Here is a 13,349-nt window from a genome sequence, read left to right on the forward strand (position 1 = left end):
AGCCGCATGGACCTCCCGGAACGACTCGGAGGCGGGACCCTCCACGACGGGGGGAACCTGGGGGCTTCGGGAGCCCGGGGTCAGCGGGGGCGGGACCCTCACACGACAGGGGAGCCCGGGGTCAGCGGGGGCGGGACCCTCCGCGACGGGGGAACCGGGAGCCCAGGGTCAGCGGGAGCCGGCCCACTTCTCGTGGGCGGTCCACAGGCGCTGCCAGAGTTCGGCGCGTTCCGCGAGGGTGACGTCGGGCAGGGACAGGCCGAAGACGTCGGCCAGTATCTCGAAGTAGTCGCGTTCCGTCCGCGCGGTCAGGGTGTGCTCGCGGTCGCCGAGACGGGTCAGGACCAGGCCCCGCATGACGTCGACACCGCTCGCGTCGCGCCGCTGGACCGTGGCCACGCGGACGAAGCCCGACTCGGGCGAGGTGGAGAAGAACTCGTGCCTCGCGGTGAACTCCCGCATCTCGGCGGGTGCGGCGCGGAAGTCCATGCCCAGGAAGTCGCCGCGCGGGTCGTGGTCGAACCGCCACCCGCCGGGCTCCACCTCGGAGGGGCGCAGGCCGTACGTGAAGGGTCCCTGCCGGTACGTGCCCTCGACGAGCGGGAGCGGGTCGTGGATCGCGTCGCCCAGGCCCTGGTCGACCAGCCACTCTCCGCCGGGATTGCCCGGACCGGGCAGTCCCGAGACCGTGAGCACCAGGTGGCCGCCGTCCACGTTCGCCGGGACCCCGGCGTGGCCCTGCACCCCGCCGCGATGCCGGGTCACGCGGTAGCCGAGCGCCTTCAGCAGCACGGAGAAGGCGCCGTTCAGGTGGTAGCAGTAGCCGCCCCGGCCCCGGACGATCCGCGCCGCCGACTCCGCGGGGTCGACGGTCGTCGGGCGGCCCAGCCAGATCTCCATGCACTCGTACGGCACGCGCTCCGCGTGTGCCCGGTGCAGCAGGTGCAGTGACTCCACGTTCGGAGGCCCGTCGACCTTGACGCCGATCCTGCGGAGGTACGCGGTGACATCGATCACCCTGTCACGGTAACTCCGAGGTGGGCGCCCACCTAGCTCCGGACATGGGCTTTCTCGGACACACGCCTTCTCGGACATCGGACACACGCTTTCCCGGACACACGCGTTCCCGGACACGGGCTTTCCCGGACACGGGCTTTCCCGGGAACGCGGGAAAGGCGGTGAACGTCCGCCGCGCCCCGGCGGGTACCGGGGCGCGGCGGGTCCGTCGGGCGGGGTCAGGCGCGGCGCATGGACCGGGTGCCGACGAGCAGGCCCAGCACGGCCACGACCACGGCCGCGATCACTCCGCCGCCGGTGGCCGCCGACATGATCTCGCCGTCGAACAGGGCGCGCTCGGCCTCCACGACGTACGTCAGCGGGTTGAGCCGGGAGAGCGCCCGCAGCCAGTCCGGGCCGCCGTCGACGGGCAGCAGCATCCCGGCGAGCAGCATCAGCGGGAAGAGCAGGGTCTGCTGGACCCCCCAGAACATCCACTCGCTGTCCTTGGACGCCAGCGCCAGGGTGTAGGACAGCGCGCCGAGACCCACGCAGAAGACGGCGAGGACCAGCAGGCCGAGGAGGGCACCCGCCAGGTGGAGGCGGAACCCGAACGGGATGGTGACGGCGACGACGACCACCGTCTGGGCGAGCATCGGCACGATCTCCTTCAGGGCCCGCCCGACGATCAGGGCGGGCCTGCGCAGCGGGGAGACGAGCATCCGCTCGTGCGATCCCGTCTGGATCTCGAACAGCAGGTTCGCACCCGTGGAGGAGGTGCCGAACAGGCAGGACATCACCACGATGCCGGGGACGAACCACTGCAGCGCGGAGCCGCCGTCCCCCGTGTCCGGGAGCAGGGGCGCGAACAGCGCCAGGAAGAACAGCGGCTGCACCATCGTGAAGATCACGGAGAACGGGTTGCGCAGCACGGGGCGCAGCTCGCGGTTGAAGACGGTGATGGTGTCGGTGACCAGGGTGGTGCCGCTCATGCCGCGTTCTCCTTGGTGGTCGTGACACCGGACTCGGTGGCGGCCTTCGTGGTCCCGGCTTCTGCGGTGACGGGGTTCTTGGTTCCGGGGTTTTCGGTTCCGGGTTGCGTGGTGACGGAGTCCTTGGTTCCGGGTCGCGCGGTGACGGATTCCGCGGTCTCGGGTCCGGCGGTGCCGTCCTCGCGGAGGCTGCGGCCGGTCAGGTTGAGGAAGACATCGTCGAGGGTGGGGCGGGTGACCTCGACGCCGGTCACCTCGATGCCCGCGTCGTCCAGGCCGCGCAGCAGCTTCGGCGCGAGGCGGACGCCTCCGGCCACCTCGATCACGACCCGCGCGCCCACCCGCTCGACCCGGGCGCCCGCCACGACGCCCAGCGACTCGGTCACGGCCCGGTGGGCGTCCCGCTCGCCGCCGAACGTCAGGGTGACGCGGTCGCCGGCGTGGTCGGCCTTGAGCCCCGCGGGGGTGTCGTCGGCGATGACCCGGCCGTGGTCGATCACGATGACCCGCTCGGCCAGCTGGTTGGCCTCCTCGAGGTAGTGGGTGGTCAGGACGATCGTGGTGCCGTGCCCGGCCCGGAGCGCGCGGATGTGCTCCTGGAGGTTGGCCCGGTTCTGCGGATCCAGCCCGGTGGAGGGTTCGTCCAGGAACAGCAGGTCGGGGGCGTGGATCAGGCCCATCGCGATGTCCAGCCGCCGCCGCTGGCCGCCGGACAGTGACGACACGATCCGGTCGGCGACGCCCTCCAGGTCCAGGGAGGCGATCAGCTCGGCCGCCCGGTCGCGTGACGCGCGGGCGCCGAGCCCGTACGCGCGGCCCTGGCTGATCAACTCGTCGCGGCCCCGCTGGCTGTGCGCGGCGCCGTTGCCCTGGCCGATGTAGCCGATCCGGCCGCGTACGCCGCGCCGGCCGGTCTTCACGTCGTACCCGGCGACCTCCGCGCTGCCCGAGGTCGGGGGAAGCAGCGTGGTGAGCATCCGCAGGGTGGTCGACTTCCCGGCCCCGTTCGGTCCCAGCAGTGCCACCATCTCGCCGGAGGCGACGTGCAGGTCGAGGCCGCGTACCGCCTCGACCGTCTCTTTCCCGACGGTGAAATGCCTGGTCAGCCCGCTCGTGCGGATCATCGTGCTGTTCATGGTGGCCACGCTAGGGTTCATTCAGGCCACTTTCTGACCGGAATCAACGGGAATCTGGATCCATGGCGAACACGAGTGCGCGGATGCTCCGGTTGCTGTCCCTGCTGCAGACCCATCGATACTGGCCGGGCGGTGAACTCGCCGACCGGCTGAGCGTGAGCGAGCGGACGTTGCGGCGCGACGTCGACAGGCTGCGCGAGCTGGGTTACCCGGTCGACGCCAACCGGGGGGTCGCGGGCGGCTACCAGCTCCAGACCGGCGCCACCATGCCGCCCCTGCTGCTCGACGACGAGGAGGCGGTGGCCATCGCCGTCGGGCTACGGACGGCGGCCGGAGGCGCCGTGGCCGGCATCGAGGAGACGTCGGTGCGGGCGCTGACCAAGGTCATGCAGGTGATGCCGCCCCGGCTGCGGCGGAGGGTCGACGCGCTGCGGTCCCACACCGTGCCCGCCGTCATCGGCGGAGGGCCCACGGTCGACCCGCTCGCCCTGACGGTGATCGCCCAGGCGTGCCGGGACGACGAGCGGCTGCGGTTCGAGTACACGGCGCGCGACGGCGAGGGGACGGTCCGGCTGGTGGAGCCGCATCGGCTCGTGTCGCTGGGGCGCCGCTGGTATCTCGTCGCCTGGGACGTCGAGCGCCACGGCTGGCGCACCTTCCGCGTCGACAGGCTGGCCGGCCCCGAGTCGACCGGCGCCCGGTTCCGCCAGCGCGAGCTGCCCGGGGGCGACGCCGGAGCGTTCGTCCGCGACAGCATCACGTCGATGCCGACGCAGCACCGGATCGAGGTGATCGTGCGGGCCGCGGTCGCCGACGTCGAGCGGGTCACGTCCCAGCTGGGCGGGACGGTCGAGGCCGTCGACGACCGGTCGTGCCGGTTGCTGATGAACGCCGACGGGCTGGAGTGGCCGATGCTGATCCTCGCCGCGCTGGGCGCCGGTTTCGAGGTGGTCGGGCCGGAGGAGTTCCGCGACCGCCTGCGCGCGACGGGCGAGCTGTTCGTCCGAGCCGGGGGCGGGCGCGCGAGTGGCGACGGTGAGGGGGGTGGCCGCCTGGGAGGTGGCGACGGTGAGGGAGGTGTCGGGGGCGGTGGTGACGAGGGCGCGGTGTCCTGAACGGGGTGCGGGAGTCACCGAGTGGTCCGTCGGGCGGCAGCGTTCACCGGACTGCAGCGTTCACCGGACGGAGAAGCGTACCCGTTTATCCGGTTGAGGGTGCGTCGGGTATGGCGGTAGCCTGACCGTCCCTTTGAGTGTGAGGAGGTGAGGAGCACATGTTCGCCATTCTGGTCACGCGCTCCCGCCTCGGGCGACAGGCCGCCTGAGACCGGGAAGCGCACCCGCTTTCTGGAGCTTCGCTTGTCTGGTTCTTTCTTGTCCGATCTCTCCGCCCCCGACCTGTGTTTCCGCCCGCTCGAACCGGGTGAGTTCGACCTGTTCCACCGTTACGGTGCGCTGCCCGCCTCCGGCGTGGGCGCCCGCAACCTGCCCTTCGACGAGCTCGGCTACCGGCCCGAATGGGTCTGGGTCGCGCTGCGCGGCGACGAGGTCGTCGCCAGGGCCGGGTTCTGGGGCCCGCCGGGTTCCGAGCATCCCTTCAGCCTCGACTGGTTCGACCCCGGGTCCGGTCCCGACCGGATCGAGGTGGGGGCGGCCCTGCTGCGAGCCGCGTACGCGGCCCTGGTCAGGCCCGGATACGCCACACCATCCGGGAGCAGGCCCGACTACCACCTGTTCCTGCCCGCCGACTGGCGCGAGCGATCCGACGCGTTCGCCGACGCCTCCGACCGGATCGCCGCCGCGGAGAAGGCCGGGCTGCGGCGGTCCGTCGAGCGGCTCAACCTGCGCTGGCTCCCCGAGTACGGCCTGCCGCCCAGGCCGGCCAGGCTCGCCTTCGCCCCGGTCGACGACGACGAGGTGCTGGTGAACCTGCTGGCCCGGATCGCCGAGGGCAGCCTCGACGACTGGGACCGGCGCAACCTCGCGGAGGAGGGCGCGAGGGCGACGGCCGAGAAGACCGTGGCCGAGGTCGCGGACATGCCCGGCGGGCGCGACCGGTGGCGGCTCGCCCGCGACGCCTCGGGAGAGCTCGTCGGCGTCGTGATGGCCACGCGCAACTCCAGGAGCGCCACGATCGGCTACGTCGGGGTGGACCCGGCCCGGCGCGGTCATGGCTATGCCTACGACCTGGTCACCGAGGCGCTGCACGACTTCGTCGCCGAGGGCGCGCCCGAGGTGAACGACAACACCGACGTGGGCAACGCGCCCATGGCGGCGGCGTTCGCCCGGATCGGCTACCGGATCACCGGTCGCCGGTTGATCATGGCCTGATCCCGGCCTGACGGGGTCTTCGCTCGGCGGAGGACCTCACCGGCAACCGCGTGAGACCTGGAACGCCTCGCGGGTGGGGCTCCCGCTCGGGGGAGCCCCACCCCTTGGTGAAGTGCCTGGAGCGCCTGGTGAGCGCCGTTGCGGCCGGTGAACGGCGACGTGCCCGGCGGGTGCCGAGGCGGCCGGTGTGGATGCGCAGAACCTTCACAATTCACCATGGGTCTTCTGCACGGCTCGGGTCTACGCTGCCGGTCATGGCAACTCCCCAGCAACGACGTGTCCTCGTGGTCGAGGACGACGAGACGATCGCGCGGGCCGTACGGCACAGGCTGGTCGCCGAGGGCTTTGACGTGCAGGTCGTCGGGGACGGGAACGCGGCGCTGACCGCCTACGCGAAGACGGGGCCCGACGTGGTGGTCCTCGACCGGCTGCTGCCCGGCCTCGACGGCCTGGAGGTGTGCCGGCGGATGCAGGCGGCCAGGCCGGTGCCGGTGCTCATGCTCACCGCGCTGGGAGAGGAGACCGATTTGCTCGTGGGGCTGGGCGTCGGGGCCGACGACTACATGGCCAAGCCGTTCAGCATGCGCGAGCTGGTCGCGCGGGTACACGCCCTGCTGCGCAGGGTCGAGCGGGCCTCCCAGCTGGCCGGGGCCGACACGGTCATCCGCCTCGCCGATGTCGAGATCGACACCGCGGAACGCAGGGTCTACGTGCGGGGCACCGAGGCCCAGCTGACCAGGACCGAGTTCGACCTGCTCTGCCGCCTCGCCGAGCGCCCCGGCCAGGTCTTCGAGCGGGAGCGGCTGCTGGCCGACATATGGGGCTTCTCCGAGGCCGCCGCCACCCGCACGGTCGACAGCCACGTGCGGGCCCTGCGCCGCAAGCTCGGCCCCGGCGTCGTCCGTACCGTCCACGGCGTCGGCTACGCCCTCGTCAAACCCTGAACGGACGCACTGGCCATGAGACCGGATATTCGACGGGTAGGCGTCCGGGTACGGCCACGTACCCCGGCGGCGTCGCGAACGCGTGCCGTGACGGTGCTGCGGACGCCCACCCCCGCGGCGTCGCGAACGCGTGCCGTGGCGGTGCCGGGGGCGCGGGCCCGCGGTTTCACCCGTGGCCATGGGACGGCGTTCGCGTCCGGGCCAGAACCAATCGCCCCCCGCACCACTCAGACACTCATATGTCCTTCCACTCCAACACCGGAATGCGCCGACCATTGAGACCTCTCGACTTCCTGGGCCGGATCAAGGTCAAACTCGGGATGGTGATCCTGCTGGCCGTGGTGACGGCGTTCGTCGTCAACGAGGTCGGCATCAACATCGGTTACTCGCGCAACGTGCGCGTCGCGGTGGCCGTGGTGTTCGCGCTGATCATGGTGCAGTTACTCGCGCGGGGGATGACCAAGCCGCTGCGCGAGATGGCCGCCGCCGCGCAGACCATCGCCAAGGGCCGGTACGGCCTGCGGGTGACCGCGTCCTCCCGTGACGAGGTCGGCGAGCTCGCCCGCGCCTTCAACGCGATGGCCGCCGACCTGGGCGAGGTGGACCGGCAACGGCGCGAGCTGGTGGCCAACGTCAGCCACGAGCTCCGCACGCCGATCACCGCGCTCCGTGCGGTGCTGGAGAACGTGGTCGACGGGGTCTCGGATCCCGACCCCGCCACCCTCGGCACCGCGCTCGCCCAGACCGAGCGGCTGGGCCGCCTGGTCGCGCAGCTGCTCGACCTGTCCCGCCTGGAGTCCGGGGCCCGGCTGATCGAGCATGAGGACGTCGAGCTGCGCCAGCTGTGCGAGCAGGCCCTGCGGGAGGCCGTACTGGCCAGGGAGGGTGTGGTGGCGCGCTGCGAGGTCCCGGAGGGGCTGAGCCTGCGCGCCGATCCCGACCTGCTCGCGCAGGTCCTCGCCAACCTGCTGGACAACGCGGTGCGGCACAGCCCCCCCGGCGGGGTGGTGGTGCTGGCCGCGACGGCCAGGGGAGAGGGGGTCCGGTTGCGGGTGAGCGACCAGGGGCCGGGCATCGCGGCCGAGGACCGGGCGCGGGCGTTCGAGCGCTTCTCGCGCCTGGACGCGGGCCGGGCCGCCGACGACGGCGGCGCCGGGCTGGGCCTGGCCATCACCAAGGAGATCGTCGAACTCCACGGCGGCTCCATCCACGTCGACGACGGCGTCGGCTGCCACGTCGTGGCCGATCTTCCGGAAAGGATTGAGATGAACCCCCCGTCTCTCCCCGCCAAGGGCGCCCTTCCCCCGGAGGCGGACGTCCTCGCTCCGGGGAGGACCCCTCCGAGCGAGGTTCCCGCGGCTTCTCCGGCTTCTCCGGCTTCTCCGGCCTCCACGCCTTCCGTCCCGCCCACGGCCGGTACGTCGTCCGGAGGTCGCGAGGCCGCCGGGGTCGCGGGGGGTTCCGGATCCGGCGAACCGGTGGAGGGCGGTCGGGTATCCGGGACTGTTCAGGGGTCCGGAGCCGTCGAACCTGTTGAACAGGATGAACCGGCGGAGACCGGCCGGGCGCCCGAGGTCCGTGAGATGGTCGGGGCCGGACAGGTGTCCCGGTCGCGAGAGGTCGCGGCGACCGTTTCCGCTTCCGCGTCCGGCTCTGCCTCCGGCTCTGCCTCCGGCTCCGTGACCGGCTCCGTGACCGGCTCCGTGAGTGAATCGGCAATCGGTTCGGTGGGCGGCCCGGCGACCGGTTCGGTGAGTGGCCCGGTGACCGGCTCAGCGGGCGGCCCGGCGGCCGGTTCCGTGACCGGCCCGGTGACCGGCCCGGTGGGCGGCTCGGAGGGCGGTCGGGTGACCGGTTCGGGTTCCGGTCCCGGCGAACCGGTCGGGGCCGTTCAGGCCGCCGGACCCGTTCAGGTGTCCGAACCTCGCGAGACCGGCGAGGCGCCCGGTACCTCCGACCCGGTCACGGACCCGGGCGGACCCGGGCGCGGGGTGGCGTCCGGGCCGGTGCCCGCCTCTCCCGATCCCGGAGCCGCCGTCCTCGACGGCGCCGCCACCCCCTCTCCTCCCGTACCGCCTTCCCCGCAGCCGTACCCTCCGCAGCCCGTTCTCGCCAGGGACGGGAGCGCGCGTCAGAGGCCGGTCGTGATGCGAAACTGGCTGGGAGCGCTCACCGGGGTCTTCCTCGGCGGCGTCGGGGGGCTGGTGTGCGCCGCGATCGTGGGCATCGGCCTCGCGAGCATCGCCCCCCTGCTGGGCATGTTCGCCGTAGCCGTCATCATCACCGCCGGCGCGTTCGTCGGCACGGTCATCGGCGCCACCACGCCCACCGACGATTTCCTGGCCTCCGTCGAACCGCTCCCGCACCGGCCTCCGGCGCGGGGGCCCGTCGCGCAGCGCGTCACCGTACCGGGGCCGGGAGCTCCGCAGCGGGAAGGCGAGGCACGGCCGGCAGGCGTCCGGGAAGGGGCGACGGGTTCATCGACGGGTTCATCGACGGGTTCATCGACGGGTTCGTTGGCGGGTTCATCGACAGGCTCATCGACAGGCTCATCGACAGGCTCGTCGGCGAGCCCGCCGACGGTCTCCCGGCCGGGCGGGGGGAGAGGTCCCGGGGCGCCCGGCGGATACGAGGCGCCGCCGATCTTCCCCCGGCCCGAGCTGCCGGACACGCCCCGGTGGGTGCTGCCGGCGTCGGCCGCCGTCGGGTTGCTCGCCGCGGTCGCGGTGCCGTACAGCAGGGCCGGGCTGGGGCTCGTGCTGGTGTCCGCGGCGATGGGGATCGCGGCGATCCCCGCGGCGCGCAGGAGGATCAACCCGTGGTCGGCGGGGATGGGGGCGATCGCCTACGGGCTGGTCGCGACGGTGATGTTCAGGGACGCGGACTGGCTGGTCGCGATACTTCTGCTGGCCGGGTTCCTCACGGCCGCGCTCGCCCTGTCGGGGGCCGGGCGCGGCTGGCTCGGGGTGCTCAGGGGCGGTGCGTCGGTGATCCTGGGCCTGCTGCCGGTGCCGTGGTTCCTCGGGGCGAGGCTGAAGGGTCTCGCGTCCCGTCGCCGCGTGATGCCCCTGCTGCTCGGGGGCGGGCTGACCGTCGTGCTGCTGGCGGTGTTCGGGGCGCTGTTCGCCTCGGCGGACGCGATCTTCGCCGAGGCCGTCGAGCGGGTGTTCAGCGCGCAGGAGTGGGCGGAGTCGCTGCCGCTGCGGATCCTCCTCTTCGTCGTCTTCGCGGTCGTGGTCGCCTCCGCCGTGCTGGTCGGGCTGCGACCCGTGGCCGAGCCGAAGTCCCCCGACCTGAAGGTCACGGTCGGCCGAAGTCTCTGGGTGACCCCGCTGACGGCGCTCAATCTGCTGTTCGCCACGTTCGTGGGAATGCAGCTGACCGTGCTGTTCGGCGACACCCAGTGGGTGGTGTCCGCCACCGGGCTGACCTACGCCGAGTACGCGCGCACCGGGTTCTTCCAGCTCGTCGTCGTCAGCGTGTTCGTACTGGCCATCGTGGCGGTCGCCTCGGGGGCGGTGGAGCTCAAGGGTTTCGACCGCTGGCTGATGGCCGGCCTGCTCGGCCTGCTCTGCGTGCTGACCCTGGTGATCCTGTTCTCCGCGCTGCACCGCCTGGACCTGTACGCCAACGCCTACGGGCTCTCCCGGCTGCGGGCCTCGGTGTCGGCGACGGTGCTGTGGCTGGGCGGGATCTTCGCCCTGGTCCTCGCCGCGGGCGCGGCCCGGCTCACTGGACGCGGGCACACGCGCTGGCTGCCCAGGACCCTCGTCATCATGACGAGCGCCTCCCTGCTGGCGTTCGCGGTCTGGAACCCCGACCTGCGGGTCGCGGAGACCCAGATCGCCATACGGGGCGTGGAGCGGGTCGACCTCGAATACCTCGGCGACCTCGGCGCGGAGGCCGTGCCCGCCCTGGACAGGCTGCCCGAACCGGCCCGCAGCTGCGTCCTGCGAGACGTGGTCGCGGCCAACGATCTCGCCTGGCCCGACCCGTGGAACGGCTGGAACCTGGCCCGTCGCGAGGCGAGGGACCTGCTGGCACAGCGTCCGGTCCTCAAGGGCGCCTCATGCCCGCAGACGCCCTCCCGGCTGGAGACTCCGTACCAGGACTGAGTGACCCCGAAGAACCGATCTCACGGTGCTTCCTCGCTGACCACGCGAAACGGCGTCTGACCAGGTGTCCAGCCCGGTGAGGCGTCGTTGGGCGCCGCCGGGACGTGTAACCGCATGTCACCCTGGGTCGGTGTTCGCGGTTCGGCTTCTTGGACTACTTTCCGGCTTTGATCTTCTTCTTTCGCGGACGACGCAGTGATTTCAGAACCAGCGATTGATCGCGTTCGTCTGCTGCCGCGTCAAGCCTGATACCACTGCGCTCCAGCAGTTCCACGATGTTCAGAACAGAATCCTGGAGCCGCCGTGTCTCCTCGCCGGACAGCACTGCCGCAGGCGGGGCGGCGGGTGCCATCGCCGCGGCTTCCAACGCCACCTTGCGCTCAGTTTCATTCCCGCTGCCGCCGCCGCCTCGGTCAGCAGGCCGAGGTCTTCGGGGCTGACCCGCACTGATACGACTCGGTCGAGAACGGAACGGCTCACTGGTGCGCGTCGTCCCGGAACTTATACCAAGGCCCCTTCACGTGCCGGACATCGCCCGGCCGGCTCGCGGGGCTCCAGACAAAGCCGTAGCCGTCCCCTCCCCAGTCCTTGCCTCGGTAGAAGTAGACCTGGTCGTTCTCCCGACGGACGAACTCGAAAGAGAGGCTTCCGATGCTTTGATCCCTGAGTTCGGCGCCCTCCCCCAGTGTGCGGGCGACCGCCTCCATATTCCCTGACGAGTGGGTGAAGCGCAGGTCCTCACCCCAGATCAGGGCCACGACAAGAACGGCAGCCAAGAGCGCCGCAGCCAAGTACACGGCTCTGCGTAACGCAGGCCTTTCCACGCGGCTCGTCTCGATCATGTGATCATCTTCACATGTGCCCGGGCAGAACTACGAGGTCGCACGAGGATGAAAAGGTTCAGCGCATGCAGACAGCATGGCCGTCCGCGCTGCTCCAGTCGCCGAGCTTCATGAGCTTGGTGGTCGGGCTAGGGAAAGATGGCACCATTCCCGACTTGGCACGGTCAAGAGGGTGGGGGGCCTAAATTCCCCCGGCACGCGCTACATGGGAAATCCGGGACATGGGCAGGGGGAACGAAGGTGAGCGCTGGATGCGGCGAAGACCTTCCGGGTGATTGAATCCCGGCATGTCGTTCGATGTGTTGATCAGGGGTGGCTGGGTGCTGGACGGCACCGGAGCCCCGGCCTGCCGGGCCGACGTCGGCGTCGACGGGGACCGGATCACCGCCGTGGGTCGCCTGGACGGCGCGGACGCCACAACCGTCGTCGAGGCCGCCGGACGCCACGTCATGCCCGGCCTCGTCGACTGCCACGCCCACGGCGACGCCCTCGTCTTCGACAAGGACGTGCAGCTCGCCGCGCTCCGCCAGGGCGTGACCACTTTCGTCCTCGGCCAGGACGGGCTCTCCTTCGCCCCCTCCACCACCCTGGAGACCTTCGCCTACGCCACCCGCTACTTCGCGGCCGTCAACGGTGTCCACCCCTCGGCCGACGGGCCGATCGGCGTCGGGGAACTGCTCGCGGGCTACGACCGGGCCACCGCGCTGAACACCGCGTACCTGCTGCCGCACGGCACGATCCGCCACGACGTGATGGGCGCCGCCGAGCGGGCCGCCACCGCCGACGAGCTGGCCGCGATGCTGGCCCGCGTCGAGCGCGGCCTGTCGGAGGGTGCCGCCGGTCTCTCCACCGGCCTCGAGTACGCCCCGGGCCGCTACGCCGACGCCGCCGAGATCGCCGCGCTCTGCGCGCCGCTGGGCCACCTGCCGTACGTGACGCACATGCGCGGGTACGGCGCGGCGGCCCCCGAGGGGATGGCCGAGGTGACGGACATCGCCCGGCGCTCGGGCGTCGCCGTGCACGTCTCGCACTACCACGGTCCGGCCGCCACGCTCCTGCCGCTGGTCGACGAGGCCCGGCTCACGGGGCTGGACGTCACCTTCGACACCTATCCCTACCTGCGGGGCAGCACGATCCTGGCGATGGTCGCGCTGCCCCGGTGGGTCCCGGCCGCCGACATCGACCGCACGCTGGAGCTCCTGGAGTCCGAGCCGATCGAGTGGGACGAGACGCTCTGGCCGAGGATCACCTTCTCCCACGTGCCCGGGGCCGAGTGGGCCGAGGGGATGACGCTGCCCGAGGCAGCCGCCGAGGCCGGGCTGGAGCCCGGAGAGTTCTGCCGCAGGATCCTGATCGACACCCGGCTGGAGGCCGGATGCGTGTCGGCCCGCCCCGACGAGGGCCCCGAGGGCGAGGCGTCGGTCCGCGCGATCCTGCGCCACCCGGCCCACACCGGCGGCTCCGACGGCATCTACGTGGGCGGCCACCCCCACCCCCGGGGCTACGGGGCGTTCGCCCGGATGCTCGGCCACCACGTCCGCGAGACCGGCGACTGGACGCTGGAGCAGGCCGTCGTCCACCTCGCCTCGCACCCGGCCCGCCGCTTCGGTCTCGAAGGGCGCGGTCTCGTCCGCTCCGGGCAGGTCGCCGACCTGGTCGTTCTCGACGTCACCGCGGTCGCCGACCTGGCCACGTACGCCGCCCCGCGCACCCCGGCCACCGGGATCGGCGACGTCCTCGTCTCCGGGGTCCCGGTCCTCGCCGGAGGGGCGCTCACCGGCGCCACCCCCGGCAGGGCGCTACGCCCCTGAGGACGCGGTGATCCGGCCGTCCCGGGTCCGGCGCACGCGCGGGGCGCTACGCCCCTGAGGGCGCCGCCCTGGAGAGGGCGCCGTGAGGATAGGGTCCTCAGGGCGGCCAAGGGGGACGCGATCTCCCACGCCCGGATCCGGCGGCCGACGAGCCGTCACATCCGCCGAGGCGACCAGAGGGAG

General features: G+C 72.1%; 9 protein-coding genes and 1 pseudogene. 5 read left to right on the top strand and 5 right to left on the bottom strand.

The window, feature by feature from the left end:
* Positions 1-168 precede the first annotated feature (168 nt).
* The 3 genes and pseudogenes from OG587_RS15140 to OG587_RS15150 form a co-directional block, all read right to left on the bottom strand.
* Positions 169-1,017 carry an arylamine N-acetyltransferase family protein gene (locus OG587_RS15140; RefSeq protein ID WP_329090762.1) on the bottom strand — a complete coding sequence of 283 codons (849 nt, stop codon included), beginning with the start codon at positions 1,015-1,017 and terminating at the stop codon, positions 169-171.
* A 218-nt stretch (positions 1,018-1,235) separates the two neighbouring features.
* Positions 1,236-1,988 carry an ABC transporter permease gene (locus tag OG587_RS15145; RefSeq protein ID WP_329090764.1) on the bottom strand — a complete coding sequence of 251 codons (753 nt, stop codon included), beginning with the start codon at positions 1,986-1,988 and terminating at the stop codon, positions 1,236-1,238.
* Positions 1,989-2,161: 173 nt separating this feature from the next.
* A pseudogene (locus OG587_RS15150) lies at positions 2,162-3,112 on the bottom strand (ATP-binding cassette domain-containing protein); the annotation flags it as partial.
* 74 nt (positions 3,113-3,186) lie between these two features.
* Here OG587_RS15150 and OG587_RS15155 point away from each other — a divergent pair.
* From OG587_RS15155 to OG587_RS15170, 4 genes are all read left to right on the top strand, one after another.
* Positions 3,187-4,239, top strand: a complete 1,053-nt coding sequence (locus tag OG587_RS15155) for a helix-turn-helix transcriptional regulator (RefSeq protein ID WP_329090765.1) — start codon at positions 3,187-3,189, stop codon at positions 4,237-4,239.
* Positions 4,240-4,497: 258 nt separating this feature from the next.
* On the top strand, positions 4,498-5,454 hold the full coding sequence (locus tag OG587_RS15160; protein ID WP_329090766.1) for a GNAT family N-acetyltransferase: 957 nt from the start codon (positions 4,498-4,500) through the stop codon (positions 5,452-5,454).
* 254 nt (positions 5,455-5,708) lie between these two features.
* A complete protein-coding gene (locus OG587_RS15165; protein WP_329090768.1) occupies positions 5,709-6,398 on the top strand; it encodes a response regulator transcription factor in 690 nt (229 codons plus the stop codon).
* A gap of 275 nt (positions 6,399-6,673) precedes the next feature.
* Positions 6,674-10,513, top strand: a complete 3,840-nt coding sequence (locus OG587_RS15170) for a DUF4153 domain-containing protein (protein ID WP_329090770.1) — start codon at positions 6,674-6,676, stop codon at positions 10,511-10,513.
* Between the two features lie 154 nt (positions 10,514-10,667).
* Here OG587_RS15170 and OG587_RS15175 read toward each other — a convergent pair whose 3' ends face one another.
* Entirely contained in the window at positions 10,668-10,886 is a 219-nt protein-coding gene (locus OG587_RS15175; RefSeq protein WP_329090772.1) for a hypothetical protein, read from the bottom strand.
* A 103-nt stretch (positions 10,887-10,989) separates the two neighbouring features.
* A complete protein-coding gene (locus OG587_RS15180) occupies positions 10,990-11,355 on the bottom strand; it encodes a hypothetical protein (RefSeq protein WP_329090774.1) in 366 nt (121 codons plus the stop codon).
* A gap of 287 nt (positions 11,356-11,642) precedes the next feature.
* Between OG587_RS15180 and OG587_RS15185 the strand changes: the two genes are divergently transcribed.
* Positions 11,643-13,166 (top strand): N-acyl-D-amino-acid deacylase family protein, encoded by a 1,524-nt coding sequence (locus OG587_RS15185; RefSeq protein WP_329090776.1) that lies wholly within the window; start codon positions 11,643-11,645, stop codon positions 13,164-13,166.
* Positions 13,167-13,349 lie beyond the last annotated feature (183 nt).

The organism is Streptosporangium sp. NBC_01469 (assembly GCF_036227305.1).
Classification (GTDB): domain Bacteria; phylum Actinomycetota; class Actinomycetes; order Streptosporangiales; family Streptosporangiaceae; genus Streptosporangium.